Annotated in this window: 17 protein-coding genes; 6 read left to right on the top strand and 11 right to left on the bottom strand. The window is 41.0% G+C overall.

All coding sequences use genetic code 11. From position 1 onward, the window contains the following. The first annotated feature begins 173 nt into the window (after positions 1-173). Positions 174-1,814, top strand: a complete 1,641-nt coding sequence (gene glgP, locus L0P88_RS22830; protein ID WP_247134917.1) for an alpha-glucan family phosphorylase — start codon at positions 174-176, stop codon at positions 1,812-1,814. Between the two features lie 17 nt (positions 1,815-1,831). On the opposite strand, the gene L0P88_RS22825 is transcribed toward glgP, so the two are convergent. Together L0P88_RS22825 and xerA are read right to left on the bottom strand one after the other, a co-directional pair. After that, a complete protein-coding gene (locus L0P88_RS22825) occupies positions 1,832-2,275 on the bottom strand; it encodes a recombinase family protein (protein ID WP_247132361.1) in 444 nt (147 codons plus the stop codon). Between the two features lie 122 nt (positions 2,276-2,397). Further along, positions 2,398-3,198, bottom strand: a complete 801-nt coding sequence (gene xerA / locus L0P88_RS22820) for a site-specific tyrosine recombinase/integron integrase (protein WP_247132359.1) — start codon at positions 3,196-3,198, stop codon at positions 2,398-2,400. Between the two features lie 127 nt (positions 3,199-3,325). Between xerA and L0P88_RS22815 the strand changes: the two genes are divergently transcribed. From L0P88_RS22815 to L0P88_RS22800, 4 genes are all read left to right on the top strand, one after another. Next, complete coding sequence (locus L0P88_RS22815) at positions 3,326-4,240, top strand: hypothetical protein (protein WP_247132357.1); 915 nt, start codon at positions 3,326-3,328, stop codon at positions 4,238-4,240. A gap of 127 nt (positions 4,241-4,367) precedes the next feature. Then, the gene (locus tag L0P88_RS22810) at positions 4,368-4,805 is read left to right on the top strand and encodes a hypothetical protein (protein WP_247132356.1); all 438 of its coding nucleotides are present in this window, start codon (positions 4,368-4,370) and stop codon (positions 4,803-4,805) included. 206 nt (positions 4,806-5,011) lie between these two features. Continuing rightward, on the top strand, positions 5,012-6,544 hold the full coding sequence (locus tag L0P88_RS22805) for an IS1182 family transposase (RefSeq protein ID WP_247131269.1): 1,533 nt from the start codon (positions 5,012-5,014) through the stop codon (positions 6,542-6,544). A gap of 154 nt (positions 6,545-6,698) precedes the next feature. After that, complete coding sequence (locus L0P88_RS22800; protein ID WP_247132355.1) at positions 6,699-7,400, top strand: hypothetical protein; 702 nt, start codon at positions 6,699-6,701, stop codon at positions 7,398-7,400. Between the two features lie 159 nt (positions 7,401-7,559). Here L0P88_RS22800 and L0P88_RS24040 read toward each other — a convergent pair whose 3' ends face one another. The 8 genes from L0P88_RS24040 to leuC all read right to left on the bottom strand — a co-directional run bounded on the left by L0P88_RS24040 (position 7,560) and on the right by leuC (position 14,232). Beyond that, entirely contained in the window at positions 7,560-7,832 is a 273-nt protein-coding gene (locus tag L0P88_RS24040) for a Tn3 family transposase (RefSeq protein WP_281499752.1), read from the bottom strand. Between the two features lie 4 nt (positions 7,833-7,836). Then, on the bottom strand, positions 7,837-8,046 hold the full coding sequence (locus L0P88_RS24035) for a Tn3 family transposase (protein WP_281499702.1): 210 nt from the start codon (positions 8,044-8,046) through the stop codon (positions 7,837-7,839). A gap of 210 nt (positions 8,047-8,256) precedes the next feature. Next, positions 8,257-9,072 (bottom strand): carbonic anhydrase, encoded by an 816-nt coding sequence (locus L0P88_RS22790; RefSeq protein WP_247132348.1) that lies wholly within the window; start codon positions 9,070-9,072, stop codon positions 8,257-8,259. After that, positions 9,072-10,127, bottom strand: coding sequence for a 3-isopropylmalate dehydrogenase (gene leuB, locus L0P88_RS22785; RefSeq protein WP_247132341.1), 1,056 nt, complete (start codon positions 10,125-10,127; stop codon positions 9,072-9,074). The genes L0P88_RS22790 and leuB overlap by 1 nt, the downstream gene beginning before the upstream one ends. 63 nt (positions 10,128-10,190) lie before the next feature. Continuing rightward, positions 10,191-10,544 (bottom strand): four helix bundle protein, encoded by a 354-nt coding sequence (locus tag L0P88_RS22780; RefSeq protein WP_247132339.1) that lies wholly within the window; start codon positions 10,542-10,544, stop codon positions 10,191-10,193. A 56-nt stretch (positions 10,545-10,600) separates the two neighbouring features. After that, entirely contained in the window at positions 10,601-12,115 is a 1,515-nt protein-coding gene (locus L0P88_RS22775) for an alpha-isopropylmalate synthase regulatory domain-containing protein (protein ID WP_247132331.1), read from the bottom strand. Between the two features lie 8 nt (positions 12,116-12,123). Next, entirely contained in the window at positions 12,124-12,720 is a 597-nt protein-coding gene (leuD, locus tag L0P88_RS22770) for a 3-isopropylmalate dehydratase small subunit (RefSeq protein WP_247132329.1), read from the bottom strand. Positions 12,721-12,825: 105 nt separating this feature from the next. Continuing rightward, positions 12,826-14,232 carry a 3-isopropylmalate dehydratase large subunit gene (gene leuC, locus L0P88_RS22765; protein WP_247132327.1) on the bottom strand — a complete coding sequence of 469 codons (1,407 nt, stop codon included), beginning with the start codon at positions 14,230-14,232 and terminating at the stop codon, positions 12,826-12,828. 313 nt (positions 14,233-14,545) lie between these two features. Between leuC and L0P88_RS22760 the strand changes: the two genes are divergently transcribed. Next, positions 14,546-15,655, top strand: a complete 1,110-nt coding sequence (locus tag L0P88_RS22760; RefSeq protein WP_247132325.1) for a DUF2911 domain-containing protein — start codon at positions 14,546-14,548, stop codon at positions 15,653-15,655. 47 nt (positions 15,656-15,702) lie between these two features. On the opposite strand, the gene L0P88_RS22755 is transcribed toward L0P88_RS22760, so the two are convergent. Beyond that, entirely contained in the window at positions 15,703-18,243 is a 2,541-nt protein-coding gene (locus L0P88_RS22755; protein ID WP_247132316.1) for a DUF559 domain-containing protein, read from the bottom strand. Positions 18,244-18,257: the final 14 nt, after the last annotated feature.

The following is an 18,257-nucleotide window of genomic DNA, read 5'->3' as shown; positions in this document are numbered from 1 at the left end:
CACCGTTTCATTGCTCTTTCGTGAATAAAATCCCCTTCTTTTCGTAAAGTCCACAAAAAAGGAATTCAAACACGCAGAATTTCTAAAAAAGTCGAAAAAATCACAGGGAATCGTAATTATCCCCTCTACATTTTATGTCGTTGCCTTATTTTTATTTCCTATAAATAACTATGATGATACAGAGCTATAATACCTGGCAACACCCTTATACGCCTTCAAAACAATACAAAAAACGCATTGCCTACTTCAGTATGGAATTTGCTATAGACCAAGCACTGAAAATCTATTCAGGTGGACTTGGTTTTTTGTCGGGATCACATATGCGTTCCGCTTTCGATTTAAAGCAAAACATGATTGGGATCGGGATGCTTTGGAAATACGGTTATTACGATCAGTCACGAAACGAAGATCAAACCTTGAAACCTCAATTTGTTGAGAAGACCCAGAACTTTTTGGATGATACGGGCATCGAAGTAGAAGTGGCCATCAACGGCAATTCCAATGTAAAAGTTAAGGCTTATGTCCTCAAACCTGAAATCTTTGGAACGGTGCCATTGTATTTGTTGTCCACCGATGTTGAAGGGAACGATTTTCTCTCCAGGACCATTACAAATTACCTCTATGATGCCAATGAGGTTACCCGCATAGCCCAAAGCATCGTATTGGGTATTGGTGGCGCCAAGGTAGTGGAAGCTTTGGGCGGTGCCGATGTATACCACTTAAATGAAGGCCATGCACTACCGGCCTTTTATTATTTAAGGGATAAGGGTGTGGCACGAGAGCAACTCGCGTTCACCACCCATACCCCGGAAAAGGCGGGCAACACGGAGCGAAATATCCATGAGCTTAACCATTTTGGCTTTTTTGGAAGGACCTTATCCGATGACGAACTGAAAAAGGAAATGATATCCGGAGACCTCCTGAGCTACACCGTTAGTGCTTTGAGGATGGCAAAAAAAGCCAATGCCGTATCAAAACTTCATGGGAAGGTAGCCAAGGAAATGTGGAAATCGTTTAATGACTCGTGTGAAATTATTCCCATTACCAACGCCCAGAACCTTGAATTTTGGCAGGACACTAAATTAAGGAAAGCGTGGAAGAATGCAAATGGTAGCGCATTTTCCAAGCGAAAGAAGGAACTTAAAGCTGACCTATTTAAAACAGTCTTGGACCAAACCGGAAAGATTTTTGATCCCAATGTACTCACCATCGTCTGGGCCAGAAGGTTTGCGGGCTACAAGCGGGCAGATATGTTGCTCTACGATATGGATAGGTTCCAAAAATTGATTGACAACACTAAATATCCGGTACAGATTATTTGGGCGGGAAAACCGTATCCAATGGACTATTACGCCATAGACGTCTTTAATAAATTGGTGCATACCAGCAAATATTCAAAAAATCTTGCGGTTTTGACCGGTTATGAAATGGAGTTGTCCAAATTATTGAAACAGGGGTCGGACGTTTGGTTGAACACACCAAGAATTACCAGGGAAGCTTCCGGAACAAGTGGGATGTCCGCTGCTTTTAACGGATCGTTGAATGTTTCCACGGATGACGGATGGATTCCTGAATTTCGGAAAAATGGAAAAAACAGTTTTGTTTTGCCGGCATTGGATTACAGACTTCCTGTAGAAGAACAGGACAGGAAGGATTGTGACAATCTCTATGATATTCTTGAGAAAAAAGTGTTGAAGACGTATTATGATAAGCCCGAAAAGTGGCAACAACTACTTTTTAATGCTTTGGATGATGTGGCTCCGGAATTCAGTTCAAATCGTATGGCCAAACAGTATTATGAGGAACTTTATTGATTGGGGACCCGTTCATATTAGTCTGTGGAGTAGCTTAGGATTTTTCTGCCGTTCAACGGTTGTTCATTTCGGTAATTGTTCATGGGCATTAGCTTTTGCAATTCCTTGACTTGTTTCAATGAAACGGTAATGGGGTTTTTGAAAACGTACCAATTCACCTTTTCCGTTGTAGTATCAAATTCCGGTTCGCTCAAACTTTTGAAATGTACCCCTGCCCCGTTGAATCGGTCTATGAGTTCCACCATATTTCTCAGGGAACGAAAGACACAATCGTTTTTATAAGTGAGTATGGTGTCCCCTTTCCTCATGTATTTGAGCATCTCTTTCAGGCCCTTCCTATCATCTTTCGTACCGCTGGCAATATCCGAGTAGATTTTTTCACAACCGTTGCTTTTCAACAAATCGATCTGTGCTTCCAACTTTTGTTCGGGTGTCGATACCCTTGCATATCCGACCGTCATATTTAGTTCCGTAAAAGGTTATATAACGAAACTACTAAAAAGAACGACAAATGGAACTGGGAACGAATGTTTTTTGATGCAGATTCAATCGTGCCGTAAAACGGGCCGATTTATGGGGCTGTTCAATCGTCGAAAGGACTTGTCACATTCAACAAAGTAGGTTCAGTAACTTGGGTATAAATCATAGTCGTCTTGATGGAATTGTGCCCTAAAAGTTTTTGGATGATTCTAATATCGGTACCATTTTCCAATAGGTGTGTTGCATAGCTGTGCCTCAAGGTATGCGCAGTGATGTTTTTATTTATTCTGGCCCTTTTGGAAGCGGCCTGGAGAAGCTTGTTGAAACTTGACGAAGAATACCTGTCTCCTTTCTGGCCTTCAAATAGGTACCGTTTGGGGGCATATTCTTTATAGTACTCACGAAGCATTGACAAGGCTTTTCCGGATAAGGGGACTATCCTGTCCTTGTTGCCCTTTCCTGATTTAATATGTATCACCATTCGGGATGAATCTATATCCTTGATTTCAAGTGCAATCAGCTCGCCTACCCTTAAGCCTGCACTGTAGACCACGGCTATCATGCTCTTATGCTTGATGTTGTTGGCTTTTTCAATGATTTTAAGAACTTCCTTTCTTGCGATGACTACGGGAAGTCTGTCCGGCTTTCTACTTGGGAACAGAAATTCTAGGTTAATGCTTTGACCGAAAATCTCCCTGTAATACAGCTTCAAGGCCATTGCTATCTGTTTCTGATAGGAATAGGATACTTTCTTAGTGTGTACCATATGGTAGAAGTACCTGTGAAGTTCGGTTTCATCAATCTTGTTCAGTGGCTTTTCGAAAAATTGCATGGCCAGCTTTACGATTGAGGAATAACTTTCTATGGTATTCTTACTATACCGCTTAACCTCCAGTATTTTCACAAAATCAGGCAATGACATAATAATGTGAAGATATCTATTTATGGTGAAAAAGTACTATTTTTATTCCCGAATGATATGGTTATCCGGTGTTGTTCGGATATCCAATAGTTATCTTCAATAATATAATATGAGAAGACTTCTATTTATCTCGATAACTTTAGTGATAATCATGTCTGAATATGGGTATTCTCAATCAGTATTAGAAAATGTAAGGTCAGAATACTATCGTTTAAATAGTGGGAATGTGAAACTCGAACAGGTTAGCATTTCAAACACTAACTACTATCTTGAAAAAGGAAAAGTCAAAAAAGTTAAAGTTTCTGATGACAAGGGAACTTGCGAATATTATTACAATTACGATCCTGAATATGGAACCTATAAAGTTTTCTTTATTTACTACCTGCCGAATGAAAAATCCAATCATCCGGAAAGTAGACTATACTTCAATGAAAATGAAAAGGTATTTCTTTATAAGGAAAATACGGAAGAAAAGAGTTTTTTTGATGCTAACGCTTTCTCAAATCAATTACCCTTACAATCTCGGAATGCACTAAATAAATTTTCAAGAATATTTTCAGAAAGTCGAGATGAGTATGGACAGGAAAAAGCTTTAATAGATAGTCTATTTAAATTAATTGATAAATCTCAACTTACTGAAATAGACACTGTTCAGAAGACATACAATGAAGAAGAATCACAGTCATTTAATGAAGGTAAAAGTTTATTTGTCAATTCTAATAACGCTGTTGTAAAGACGGTTGAATTAAGCGGTGATAATCATGGGTCAAAAAGAATCATTGAATATTATCATAACAGCAGATTGATCCTCAGAATCAAAGAATCCCAATACTTTATAAACGGTTTTCAATACTCTGTTGATAAAGAATATTACACAGGAGAACGCCGTAAACAAATTCTCTTTAGAAGGGAAAGGTATGAGAACTATGAAGCTAAACTTGAGTCCACTTATGGAACAAATGCGCTACTTAGCTTTAAATTGGACTGTATCGAACCTCATATTGAAATCAAGAAAAAAAGATAACAAATACTAAAATGAATATGCGAACTGAGTCATTTGGAAGGATCTTGCGAACTTGGTACATCAGAGCTTCTAGCAACTGGGGCGCATACTCATTTTAGTTGGACGTTGTGAGCAAGCTACCAAAACTATGGAGATAAAACCTAAAATTGGATTTGAAAATATAAAATTCGGAATGTATCGTAACGATATACTTGAAATTTTAGGAGAACCTGACCGAATTGTAACCGATGAAAATGACGAGTTTGAACAAAGTCTTGAATGGAATGATTTAAAAATACGGTTGACTTTTCAGCTCGATGAAAATGACAGATTTACCTATTTGACTTCAAAAAATGAACAAACTGAATTTAATGGTTGTAAAATAATCGGATTAGATATTAAAAAAGCGAAAAACGAACTTTTTTCGGAATTAATAACTGAATGGGAAATTGACGATTACCAATTTTTTGAAACACATTTTAACGAAAACTTATGGTTGACTTTACGCTCAGAATTTGGAAAAGTAATAGAATTTGAAATGGGAGTTCCATTTAAAAACGAAAATGAATATGACTTCCCTAAATGAAAAAAGCCAGCTCACAACAATGTATCCGCAATTACGGCGGATTCGACTACCCTTCGACTGCGCCCAGGGCAGGCTTAAACGAATCCACTCGGAATTGCTAACGCCTGTGCTTAACCGAAAAACAGTAAATTAAAACCCGTAACTGACGGTTATACGAGACCGTCAGACTGTCTCAAAAGTATTAAGAATTAGAGAGAAACATTATAATGAATTATATACGAGGAGCCTCCCGAGAACAACTTACATTATATACCACATGTCTGGACGATATGGTTGATCGGGATAATACCGTAAGGTTTATTGATGTTTTTGTTGATAATCTCGATTTGGAGCAGTTAGGTTTTACAACTATTTCTAATCAAGGTAGACCAGCATATAATCCTAAAGATTTACTTAAGCTTTATATCTATGGCTATATGAATCGTATGCGTTCTTCCAGGGTATTGGAAAAGGAATGTGTTCGTAATATAGAACTCATGTGGTTACTTAAAAACCTTAAACCAGATCATAATACGATCTCTAGGTTTAGACAATCTAATCCCAAAGCCATAAAGCGTGTCTTTAGAGAAAGTGTTTCTATAGCTCAGGATTTTAATCTTATTGGAGCTATATTCATTGCTGGTGACTCTACAAAACTTAGAGCTCGGAACAGTAAAAAGAACAATTACAATAAAAAGAAAATACAACGCCATTTAGAGTATATAGACAATAAGCTAGATGAGTATAATGAGGCATTAGCTACCGCCGATGGCGATGAAAAAAAAGCCATCGAAAAAGCGATAAACAAACATCGGGTACATCAAGATAAATACCAACAAATACAAATGGTATTGGAACAGGATAAGAGCTGTGAAAACCCACAAATATCAACTTCTGATCCAGATAGCAGGCACCAAATTGTTCGGGGAACGATTACCGAAATAACCTATACAGCCCAAAGGACTGTAGACGATAAACATAAACTTCTTATTGATTACAAACTCACCAATGAGAATGATAAAAAGGCTATGGGTATGATGCTTAGAAGAGCAAAAAGTATTTTAAGAACCAATACATTTACAGCACTTTATGACAAAGGCTATCATACCGGTAGTGAGTTCTATACTGCAAATTGCCTGGGAATAAAAACCCTTGTGGCCATACCAGGTATTGGCAGAAGTAGCCAAGCACCAGACCCAACTTATAATGTTGGGCACTTTATTTATAACAAAAAAGAGGACACCTATACTTGTCCGAAAAACAGAGAACTAATCTCTAATGGTAATTGGTATAAGGCTAGAAACTATAAGTTTAAGCAATATAAAACCAAGCCTTGTAAAACTTGCCCAGTAATGACAAGTTGTACAACTTCAAAGGTCAATGGGAAGATTGTTCAACGTAGCCAGTATAAATCGTACATAGATAGCAACAAAAAGCATGTAGCCAATAACCAAGGACTTTACAAAAAGCGACAAGCCATTGTAGAGCATCCCTTTGGTACGATAAAGAGGCAATGGGGTTTTGATTATATAATTACAAAGAAAGGAATTGCTTCAGCCAGTGCTGATTTTGGATTAACAGCTTTAGCATACAACCTTAAAAGAATGTTCAATCTAGGCTGGAAACCAAAAATATCCGTCTTAAAAGCATTTTTTAAACACCTTATTTGCTTTTATAATGACCAGAGTGTTTGTTTTAACGGAATCTCAGTTTTAGGTAATCCATTTGGAAAACCCTCTAACAAATTAATATATTTTTAAAATAAACAACTAATCACGGTAGTTTTGAGACAGACTGCCGTTGGTACACATTTTCCAGCAGAATTAACGATAAATTGCTGATTTTAATGTAAGATATAACGAAAAGAATAATTAAAATCAAAGACCATCTTCATATAAGTGACTTTTTTAAAACATGATATTAAATAACGAAGAGATTAACCTGCTATTTGAAAGCGAGCTTCAGAATTCTTTAGGACAATATGGATTTGAGGTTAATAAGGGTAGGATCCAGAGAATGACAGAAGCTGGTTTAGAAGCAATTTACTACGATTCAGTGGAATCAATTATAGATGCAAAGGCTAGACTTCAATATTCAGCTTGCAAACGGATTGATAAAGTAGAAACTGTCTGGCAAGAATTCTATACAAAAGTTTATACAGTAGGTGTAAGTTTTGACAAACAAAAAATCCCGACATTGGCATTTAATGCCGCAAGGATAAAGGATTATGAATATGGAATATCCAAAAGAAATTGGTTTCAATATATTGATAGATATATAGTTGACGCTAATGAGAAGGGAGTTTTAGAGCTTTCCAAACAGTTTGTTGACATTTTTAAGAAATATATTCTACCAACATTTAACTTGTATAATTCTGAATCAAACCTTGACAGATATATTAATGCTAAACCGGAGACCTATTGGGAGGTAATTCATTTGACAACAGGAAAAGGATTGCTATTTAAAAAGATAATTGCCTCAAAAATGAATAAGAATCCTCTATACGACCAGATATGTGAGTTTGTTTTAAATTTTATTAAAGAACGAAATGATTACCAATCACAGGAAGATAAGGAAAAACATTTATTAGTATTATCGGAGATTATGAATTGTTGATTAACCAAACGTGTGCCAACAAAAAATATACGTAATGCGGGTTGATGCGATAAATTTAGGTCTAAAAACATTTATTAAACCGATTAGCGGTTTGATAACTTGGAGCTTTGAAATCCCGCACTCCGCATATTTAGACCGTTGGCACAGAGAATGATTGACCTATATGGCCAGACCAAGATTTTTGTCCATGTCTAGCTCAAATTTCCCGTGAGGGTTCACGTGTGCATGAATTAAGGGATTCAATGCTCGGTAATCGTCCTTTGAAAACCTGTCCATCAGTCCGTTTTCGGTAACCACACGTTGGATCATCAGTGTGTTCACATAGACCAGACTGTTTTGCAGTAAGTGTAGTGCCAATACTAACAGTTCCTGTTTTTCCAAATGGTTTGAGGAAACTTCCCCGCTCTTTCTAAAGAAGATAAAATGGTTCAGGGTTCTAGTTTTCGACCTCGTTCAAGCCCTCATTGATTTCCCTTCGGATATTCCCATTGGTAAGGTATCTGCACTGAAATATCGTTTTCACGGCCTTTTCTAATTCCTGTAGGGCTCTATAGGTCCGGGTGGCTTTCAATTTCTGTTTTTGTACTTCCAAAAGGGAAGATGTCATCGACCAAAAAATCGATAACTTCTCTATAATGTCATTCATTGGGTTTCTCTATGCCCAGAAATTTCAATATCTCTTCTCGATGCCTCTTAGCCGTCCTACTGGACCAATCATATCCGTTCAAAATGGATTCATTGGTTTCCAACTGCTCGCTTAGGTGAAAAACCGGACCATTGGTTACATCAGAATTTCTTTTGGGGAACAGGCCAAACAGTATTATGAGGAACTTTATTGATTGGGGACCCGTTCATATTAGTCTGTGGAGTAGCTTAGGATTTTTCTGCCGTTCAACGGTTGTTCATTCCGGTAATTGTTCAGAGGCATTAGTTTTTGCAATTCCTTGACTTGTTCCAACGAAACGGTAATGGGGTTTTTGAAAACGTACCAATTTACCGTTTCCGAACATGGCGGGGTGGTTAGGGAACCTTTATAGGTGTAATAGCTACGATTATCAGGTAGGTTCAGGTTTAAGTCAAAATTGGCATCAATATTTTTGGTCTCCCCGGTTTTCAGGGGCAAATATTGCTCTAAAAAGTCGAAAGGTGCACTACTTTGACCTTCAATGGCCATTACCGCCAATACGGCAAAATCCTTACGCTCCTCACTAAAATGTACCAAATGCATTTCCAGGGGATACCTTACGCCATTAATGGTATGCTCCGATGCTTCATGAAAATGAATTTGACGCAACACATACTTTGCCCCTTCGATAATGATATAATCCCCTTTTTCAAAATTGTACTGGATGGAATGTCCGTTATTGGTTACATCATGAATCTTAACGTCGGTTGCATAGTATATTTCAATTGGGGATAAGGATGTTGTTATTTCGGTATCAACATCAATGATGTTTATGGGTGATTGCCGGAGGCCATCACAGTCAGATTCCTTCTCAATCTCTGCCCAATGTTCTGGGCCCATTTCACCTTGATAGGCCCAATGGGGTTCTGAAAGATTGGTGTCTTTATGGGTTTCCCCTTCTGCCTCCGTAGCCTTGGCACGACCATCTTTACAAGCCCAGAAAAGGACAATGCCTAGTAGGGGTAAAAGATAATGTTTCATCTTCATTATAGATTTTTGGCCAGCCAATCCCCAACCTCAGAAGTTTTGTATGCTTTGGCCCCATTGGCCAAATCTTCGGTGACAATGCCTTCGGTCAAGGATTTGTTGACCACATCACGGATGGCCTGGGCCTCATCTTTTAAGTCAAAATCCTCAAAAAGCATGGCTGCGGAAAGTACGGTCGCCAAAGGGTTGGCAATATCCTTTCCTGCGGCTTGCGGATAGGATCCGTGAATGGGTTCATACAGCGAAACACTTTCCCCTAAGGAAGAAGAGGGCATTAATCCCATGGAACCAGAAATTACGGAAGCTTCATCGGTCAATATATCACCGAACAAGTTTGCGGTAATAATGACATCATAACCCTTTGGCCATTGGATTAATCGCATGGCCACAGCATCCACAAATTCATAGGTGACCTCTACTTCCGGATAGTCCTTTTCCATGCCCTGCACGGTTTCACGCCAAAGTCGGGAGGCCTCCAAAACATTGGCCTTATCCACACAGCACAATTTTTTACCGCGTTTAAGGGCCATTTCGAACCCTTTTTTAGCCAAACGTTCAATTTCAAAACGGTGGTAGGTCATGGTATCAAAAGCGGTATTTCCTTCATTGTAACGACCCCGTTCCCCAAAATAGACCCCTCCGGTCAATTCCCTCAAAATAATGAGGTCGGTGCCCTCAATTCGGTCCCTCTTTAATGGGGATTTGTCCACCAATGATGGAAAGGTAAACGTAGGCCGCACATTGGCAAAAAGGCCAAGGGCCTTTCGCATTTTTAAAAGACCTTGTTCGGGACGCACTTTGGCGGATGGGTTATTGTCGAACCTCGGATCACCTATGGCCCCGAACAGGACCGCATCTGAGCCCGCACAAATTTCATGGGTTTCATCTGGATAGGGTTCTCCAACGGCATCAATGGCCACAGCACCCATTAAGGCAGGTTTCCAAGTGATGTTATGTCCAAATTTTTGGGATACCGCATCCGATACTTTTACGGCTTGGTCAATTACTTCTGGTCCAATACCGTCTCCGGCTAAAAGGGCAATTGTTAGGTTCATTTGTTTTTCGTTTTTCAATTTTTATCACCGTTCGCTTTGCGCTCAATGATATTCGCTTAGGTTTTAAGATTGGATTTTATGTATCAAATTGTTCAGGCTTCTCCTTATTTTATTGACTTTGTCCAAAACGATCTCAAAAGTAGAATTGTTGATATATTCCAAATCATGGACCAATATGGTAAAGTATTCCAATTCACTTGCAGAACCTTGGGAAATGATAAGAAAGCGTCTAAACTCTGCATCGGATTCCCTTCCACAGCCTTCTACAATGTTGGAAGGTATTGAATAAGTTGCCCTTCGCATTTGGGAAGTGATACCATAAAGTTCTTCTTTAGGGAAAGTCTTAGTCATCTTATAAATTTCCAAAGTAATTTCATGACCTAGTTGCCAAACACTGTATTTCTTATAGTTTCTCATGTTTAATTGGTCAAATTTGATTGCGAACTACGAATAACGATTGGCGATAGGCGTTTTCAAATCAAATTCAACATTTTCTCTGTAGCCTTTATGGCCGATACCGTCTGGTCGGAATCCAGTCCGGTGGTTACAAAATCGTTTTTAGCGGTCTTCCAGGTGATCATGGTCTCACAGAGGGCATCTGAACTACTTCCTGGAGGGATACGCACTACATAATCCACCAATTTTGGAAGTTTTTTCGATTGTTCCTCATATACCTTGCGCAGGGCATTCATAAACGCATCAAATTGTCCATCACCCTGGGCATTGGCTTCAAAGGTCTTTCCCTCAATTTCTATGGATAGGGTAGTGGAGGGCATTAATCCTTTGGCATGGGTAAGTACATAGGATTTAATGAACACCTTTTGCTGAAAGGAGCTACTATCGAGAACATCCGAAATAATATAGGGCAGGTCTTCTTTAGTGACTTTTTCCTTTTTATCGCCCAATTCGATGATGCGTGCAGTGACCTTTTTCAGTTCATCCTCGTTTAGCGTCAATCCCAGTTCCTGCAGATTTTTTTGAATATTGGCCTTACCCGACATTTTGCCCAGTGCATATTTCCGTTTTCTCCCAAAACGTTCCGGCATCAGTTCACTGAAGTAAAGATTGTTCTTATTATCCCCGTCTGCGTGGATACCCGCGGTTTGGGTAAAGACATTGTCCCCTACAATCGGTTTATTGGCAGGAATCCCGAAGCCGGTAAATGTGGACACCAATTTACTCACTTTAAACAATGAGGATTCGATGACCTTGGTCCTCACTTCCGGCAAAAAATCATTGATAACGGCAATGGTACTGGCCAATGGGGCATTGCCAGCGCGTTCCCCCATACCATTAATGGTCAAATGCAGACCATAGGCCCCCGCCTTAAGCGCTTCCATTACATTGGAAACACTCAGGTCATAGTCATTATGGCCATGAAAATCAAAATGGATATTGGGATATCGCTTAACAATGATGTCAATATATTCAAAGGTTTCGGAAGGCGTTAGAATTCCCAGGGTATCGGGGAGTAAAATCCGTTTAACCGGCTGTTGGATCAAGAAGTCCAAAAACTGGAACACATACTCTTGCGAGTTTCGCATACCATTGCTCCAATCCTCCAAATACACATTGGTCTCAATATTGGCCTTTTGAGCAAGTTGGATTACTTCTGCAATACCTTCAAAATGGGCTTTCGGGGTTTTCTTAAGCTGATGGGTCAAATGGTTCAAAGACCCTTTGGTAAGCAAGTTTTGTACTTTGGCACCTGCCTTTTGCATCCATGCTATGGATGCTCCACCATCAACAAAGGTCAAAACTTCCACTTGAAGGATACGCCCCGTGGTACTGGCCCAGTCCGTAATGTTTTTGACCGCTTGAAATTCGCCTTCGGAGACCCTGGCGGAAGCTACCTCAATGCGGTCCACCTTGAGTTCTTCCAGTAACAATTTTGCAAGGGTCAGCTTTTCCGATGCCGTAAACGAAACCCCTGAAGTTTGTTCACCATCCCTAAGGGTGGTATCCATTATTTCTATGGTTCTTGCCATACGCAGTTTTAGAAAGGCCGTCTTTCAGCAAAGGTTTTGATATCTTCCTTAATGTTCAAGAGGTAGTCAATATCATCAAAACCGTTCATCATATTTTCTTTTTTGTACTCATTGATTCCGAATGTTTCGAATTCGCCCGTACTAAGAATGGTAAAAGTCTGTTCGGCCAGGTCTACCTTAAACTCTGTTTTAGGGTCGGCTTCAATGGCCCTAAAGACTTTTTCCAAAAAATCAGGACCAATTTGAACGGGAAGTACGCCCACATTCAAGCAGTTGTTTCTGAAAATATCCGCAAAAAAACTGGAGACCACGCAACGGAAACCATAGTCATAAACTGCCCAGGCCGCATGTTCCCTGGAAGAACCGGAACCGAAGTTTTTGCCACCGACCAGAATTTTTCCACCATAGATAGGATTGTTCAATACGAATTGGGACTTAGGGGTGTTGTCAGGATTGTATCGCCAGTCCCGAAAAAGATTGTCCCCAAACCCTTTACGTTCCGTAGCTTTTAAGAAGCGTGCAGGAATGATTTGGTCCGTATCCACATTTTCAATCGGTAGTGGTACTGCGGTTGATGTGAGTATATTGAATTTATCGTATGCCATTGGTTAATAGTTAATGGTTAATGGTTAATAGTTGATGGTTGATGGTTGATGGTTAATAGTTGATGGTTGATGGTTGATGGTTGATGGTTTGATTGTTATAGGGAATTAGGCTTCCTGCAGTTCCATGAGTTCACGGGGATCGGTCACCACTCCTGTTACTGCGGCAGCCGCAGCCACCAAGGGGCTTGCCAATAGGGTTCGTGCACCTGGGCCCTGTCTGCCCTCAAAATTCCTATTGGATGTACTTACCGCGTATTTTCCTGCCGGAACTTTATCATCGTTCATAGCCAAACAAGCAGAACAACCTGGTTCACGGAGCTTGAAACCGGACTCATGAAGGATTTCCAAAATGCCCTCTTCCTTAATGGCTTCTTCCACTTTATGGGAGCCGGGCACTAACCATGCCGTAACATTTTCCGCTTTCTTTCTCCCTTTCACAATGGAGGCAAATGCCCTAAAATCCTCTATTCTACCATTGGTACAACTTCCAAGAAATACAAAGTCAATAACCTTGCCCAACATGGCTTCCCCCTCGTTGAAATCCATATAGGCCAAGGATTTTTTATACGTATTTGCACTGGTTCCCTCACCTGCTTTTGGGATGCTATTGGAAATACCAAAACCCATTCCGGGATTGGTACCATAGGTGATCATGGGTTCTATATTGGCGGCATCAAAACTGAGTTCCTTATCAAATTCGGCATTGTCCTCGGAATGTAAAGTTTCCCAGTACGCCATGGCCTTATCCCAATCCGCACCTTTGGGGGCAAACTCACGCCCTTTGATGTATTCAAATGTGGTGGTGTCAGGAGCGATCATACCCCCACGGGCCCCCATTTCAATACTAAGGTTGCAGACGGTCATACGTCCCTCCATACTCATGTTACGGAAGACTTCACCAGCATATTCCACAAAATAACCGGTTGCACCGGAAGTGGTCAGTTGCGAAATAATGTACAATGCCACATCCTTGGGGGTTACCCCAAAATTTAGCTTCCCATTGATATTGATACGCATACTCTTGGGCTTGGGCTGCATAATACATTGGCTGGAGAGCACCATTTCTACCTCGGACGTTCCAATACCAAATGCAATGGCCCCAAATGCGCCATGGGTGGATGTATGGGAATCCCCACATACAATTGTGGCTCCAGGCAGGGTAATCCCATTTTCCGGACCGATAACGTGGACAATACCATTTTTTTCATGTCCCAATCCCCAGTACGGAATCCCATGTTCAGCCGCGTTTTTTTCCAGTGCTTTTAACTGGTTTGCGGACAGCGGGTCGCTTACCGGTAAGTGTTGGTTGAGTGTTGGGGTATTATGATCCGCGGTTGCAAAGGTCCTTCCGGCGTACAAAACGGGAATCCCCCTATTTTTTAAACCCAAAAAAGCCACAGGACTTGTGACCTCGTGAACCAAGTGGCGGTCAATAAATAAAACGTCTGGGCCGTTTTTTATTTTTTTGACCACGTGCGCGTCCCAAACCTTGTCGAAGAGTGTATTGCCCATCTCAGAATCTTTTCCAAATTAACCGTCAAATATAAAATTTGTAATCCTCTTAAGACTATTTGGGACCTATGTCAATTACGATGTCCAAAGCCGTAAATGCACTATTAATACCATTAAAATCAATAATTTATAATCAATACTAATCGTTGGTTTGGTATGTTAAATTGAATGTATTATCTGTTAATTCCCAATCAAAAAGACCTTTTTTAACATCATGGGCCTTCATTTAACATCCCAGTAACGAATTGGGCCTAAATCAATGGATACTTTTAGTAGTACTCGAAATAAGTTAACCTAAATTAAAGACAAACAAATGAAAAAATGCTACCTAACGACCATGATGATGTCATTATTGGTCTGCCTTTGCTTCTATAGCGAGGCCTTTGCCCAATTGGACCTTCCACGAGGAAGTCAGATGGCGAAAGTTTCCCAGCGTATCGGGATTACGGACATTACCATCGTTTATTCACGGCCCAGTGTGAACGATCGCGAAATTTGGGGACAACTGGTTCCCTACGGAATGAACAATTTTGGATTTGGTACGGCCAAGGAGTCCCCATGGCGTGCAGGAGCCAATGAAAACACCATTTTTAAAACCACACATGCCATTAAAATTGCGGGTAAGGAACTACCTGCAGGAAAATACGGTCTCCATATTGTGGTCAATGAGGATAATACGGCCAAAGTGCTGTTCTCCAAAAACCATGGCGCCTGGGGAAGCTATTTTTACGAGCCTTCGGAGGATGTACTGCAAGTGGATATTTCCACTGCCGAGATTCCCCATGTGGAGCAGTTGAAATTTGAATTTAATGAAGTGGATGCCAATTCCGCCGTTGCTTCATTGAATTGGGAGAAAAAACAGTTCCCATTCAAAATTGAGGTCCCGGTAACTGATATCGTTTTGACCGATATTCGTTCCAAGATGCAGAACCAGGAAGGGTTCAACCGACAAACCTGGGAGCAAGCGGCCAATTTTGCACTCAACAATGGTGGGGATTTGGAGGAAGCCATGGGGTGGATCGATGCGGCCATTGCCGGTCAATTCTTCAGTCAAAAAACCTTCAATAATATGGCCATCAAGGCCCGGATATTGATGAAGCAAGGTAAGATGGCCGAAGCTACGACCATTATGGATGAGGCCATGCCCATGGGGACCGTATTCCAAGTGCATGGTTACGGAAGGCAATTGATTGCAGCCGGACAAAAGGACAAGGCTTTGGAAGTTTTTCAATGGAATGCCAAAAACCACAAGAATCAGTGGCCCGTGGATTATGGACTGGCCAGGGGCTATTCTGCCTTGGGCAATTATAAAGCGGCCATAAAGCACATAAAAATTGCGGAAGAAAGGGCTCCGGACCCCCAAAACAAAAATGCGATTGCCACCAATATGGAAAAGCTCAAGGAAGGAACTGACATCAATTAAGCTTACCTATCTATTTCATTTTAAACGCCCAGCATTTGTTGGGCGTTTTAACTAATATATCCCCAAATGGCTTTATCCTTGACCAGTTCAGCATACGCCCTTCGGATGGGCAAATTTTCCCCTTTTTCCAATTTTGGGTCATTTTTCAGGGTCTCATTGGCGTGATAACGTGCAGATTTTAAAATGGGGTTATCCTTTATGATATCAGCAATTTTTAGGTTTAACAATCCGCTTTGTTGGGTGCCCATAAGGTCGCCTGGGCCACGTAGTCTTAAATCCACTTCTGCAATTTCAAAACCGTCATTGGTCCTACACATGGTTTCCAAACGGGTTTTGGCATCTTCAGAAAGTTTATAACTGGTCATTAAGATGCAATAGCTCTGTTCCGCGCCCCTTCCTACACGCCCGCGTAACTGGTGGAGTTGGGATAAACCAAAACGTTCGGCACTTTCTATTATCATAACGGAGGCGTTGGGTACGTTTACACCTACTTCAATTACGGTGGTTGCCACCATAATTTGGGTTTCCCCTTTTACAAACCGTTCCATTTCATAATCCTTGTCCTGTGGTTTCATCTGCCCGTGAACAATGGAAATTTGATAATCCGGAGTCGAGAACTCCCTGACAATGCTTTCATAGCCATCCATTAAATCCTTGTAATCCAAAGCCTCACTTTCCTGAATCAATGGATATACAATATAAATCTGACGGCCTTTTTTAATCTCATCCTTAATGAATCCAAATACCTTTAATCGATTGGTGTCAAAGCGGTGTACCGTTTTAATGGATTTACGGCCCGGTGGTAGTTCATCAATCACGGAAATGTCCAGGTCTCCATACAGACTCATGGCCAACGTCCGTGGAATGGGAGTTGCGGTCATGACCAGGATATGGGGAGGGACCGCCCCTCCTTCCTCCCCCAAGGGGAGGTTATTTAATTCGTCCTCTATTTTTTTGAGAACGGTGCTGATAGCTCCGATTACTTCTTCGTTGGTAAACCGTATAACTTTGTACCCAAATTCATTCAAAATCTTCGTTCGTATGGTATCAGCTTCTTTTTGAGACGGAGTGCCATGGTATCCGCCATCCACTTCAACAATCAATTTTTTGGATAGGCAAACAAAATCGACGATAAACTCATCAATAATATGTTGCCTTCTAAACTTTATTCCAAGTTGTTTGGTCTTTAATTGTTCCCAAAGAATGCGCTCGGCTTCCGTGGTATGTTTTTTCCGCTCCCGTTGAAGTTCTTTTAACATCTTATAGGCAGAAGGTCTCGCTGTTTGGTATTTGTGATGGATTTCGGCCACCCTCCCTTTGGGAGGGATTTGGGGTGGGCTGCCTTTGTGCCATAATTTGGACCGTTGTGCCACACCAAAACGATGTTGCTCATCAATAATGGCCAATCCCAAATTTTTAAAGTGCACCTTATCTTCCAAAACGGCATGGGTGCCCACCAAAATATTTAGATTCCCATTTTCCAATTGATTGTGCAAAAAAGTGCGTTCCGCCCGTTTGGTTGAACCTGTGAGCAAGGCAATCTTTAAATCCATTTTGCCCAACAGGTCCTTGAGGCCATTGTAGTGCTGTTGCGCCAAAATTTCAGTTGGGGCCATTAGACAGGCCTGAAAGCCGTTATCAATGGCCAAAAGCATACACATTAGGGCGACAATGGTCTTGCCCGAACCCACATCCCCCTGCAAAAGCCGGTTCATTTGGGCTGAACTGCCCATATCGTTTCGAATTTCCTTGATGACCCGTTTTTGGGCATTGGTCAATTCGAAGGGAAGGTGGTTTTTGAAGAAATCATTGAATTTTTCCCCCACCTCGGTAAAAGGTAAGCCTTTGATTTTCTTTTTCCGCGCTGCTTTTTTGGATAGCAATTGGAGCTGAATGAAAAATAGTTCCTCAAATTTTAGTCGAAACTGGGCTTTGGCCAACAACTCCTGACTTTTTGGAAAATGAATGTTCAAAAGGGCATCGGCTTTCGCCATTAACTTAAATTCCTCAATTAGACTTTTTGATAGGGTCTCTACGAAATTGGCCTTGGTTTCCAAAAAGAGCTGCTGTACCATTTTGCTTACGGCCCGATTGGTAATGCCCTTGGCGCTTAATTTTTCCGTAGATGGGTAAATGGGCTGCATGCCGATCTTAAGCCCGGCCTGGTGGTCTTTAAGCAATTCCATTTCGGGATGGGGCATGGAAAAAGCACTGCCGTATCGATTGATTCGACCAAAGACCACATAGGGTTCGTTGATCTTAAGATTTTCCCGAATCCATTTTTGGGATCGAAACCACACCAATTTCATTTCCCCGGTGCCATCCACAAAAGAGGCTTCCAGACGTTTTCCCCGTTTTTGTTCTATGGTCTTTAAATGGACAATTTTGCCCACTATCTGAACATCCGCACCACTATCCTTTAGTTGATTGATCTTATAGTATTGGGTTTTGTCCAGATATCGATTGGGATAAAGCTGGAGCAGGTCGCCAAAGGTCTCCAATCCCAGTTCCGCCTTTAAGGTTTCGGCCCTGTTGGGGCCAACACCTTTTAGATAAACCAAAGGAGTATGAAGAACACCGGATTGCATCGAACTAAAATAGC

This window comes from Muricauda sp. SCSIO 64092 (genome assembly GCF_023016285.1).
In the GTDB taxonomy this organism is placed as follows: domain Bacteria; phylum Bacteroidota; class Bacteroidia; order Flavobacteriales; family Flavobacteriaceae; genus Croceivirga.
This window is presented reverse-complemented; position numbering and strand designations above follow the sequence as displayed.

Bases quoted from the DNA above. Each gene is read 5' to 3' on its own strand.
- L0P88_RS24035 (WP_281499702.1), bottom strand. From the start codon at position 8,046: ATGAATGACATTATAGAGAAGTTATCGATTTTTTGGTCGATGACATCT.
- L0P88_RS22775 (WP_247132331.1), bottom strand. From the start codon at position 12,115: ATGGCAAGAACCATAGAAATAATGGATACCACCCTTAGGGATGGTGAA.
- L0P88_RS22810 (WP_247132356.1), top strand. From the start codon at position 4,368: ATGGAGATAAAACCTAAAATTGGATTTGAAAATATAAAATTCGGAATG.
- L0P88_RS22800 (WP_247132355.1), top strand. From the start codon at position 6,699: ATGATATTAAATAACGAAGAGATTAACCTGCTATTTGAAAGCGAGCTT.
- L0P88_RS22815 (WP_247132357.1), top strand. From the start codon at position 3,326: ATGAGAAGACTTCTATTTATCTCGATAACTTTAGTGATAATCATGTCT.
- glgP (WP_247134917.1), top strand. From the start codon at position 174: ATGATACAGAGCTATAATACCTGGCAACACCCTTATACGCCTTCAAAA.
- L0P88_RS22760 (WP_247132325.1), top strand. From the start codon at position 14,546: ATGAAAAAATGCTACCTAACGACCATGATGATGTCATTATTGGTCTGC.
- leuC (WP_247132327.1), bottom strand. From the start codon at position 14,232: ATGGGCAATACACTCTTCGACAAGGTTTGGGACGCGCACGTGGTCAAA.
- L0P88_RS22805 (WP_247131269.1), top strand. From the start codon at position 5,012: ATGAATTATATACGAGGAGCCTCCCGAGAACAACTTACATTATATACC.
- L0P88_RS22755 (WP_247132316.1), bottom strand. From the start codon at position 18,243: ATGCAATCCGGTGTTCTTCATACTCCTTTGGTTTATCTAAAAGGTGTT.
- leuD (WP_247132329.1), bottom strand. From the start codon at position 12,720: ATGGCATACGATAAATTCAATATACTCACATCAACCGCAGTACCACTA.
- leuB (WP_247132341.1), bottom strand. From the start codon at position 10,127: ATGAACCTAACAATTGCCCTTTTAGCCGGAGACGGTATTGGACCAGAA.
- L0P88_RS22790 (WP_247132348.1), bottom strand. From the start codon at position 9,072: ATGAAGATGAAACATTATCTTTTACCCCTACTAGGCATTGTCCTTTTC.
- L0P88_RS22780 (WP_247132339.1), bottom strand. From the start codon at position 10,544: ATGAGAAACTATAAGAAATACAGTGTTTGGCAACTAGGTCATGAAATT.
- L0P88_RS22825 (WP_247132361.1), bottom strand. From the start codon at position 2,275: ATGACGGTCGGATATGCAAGGGTATCGACACCCGAACAAAAGTTGGAA.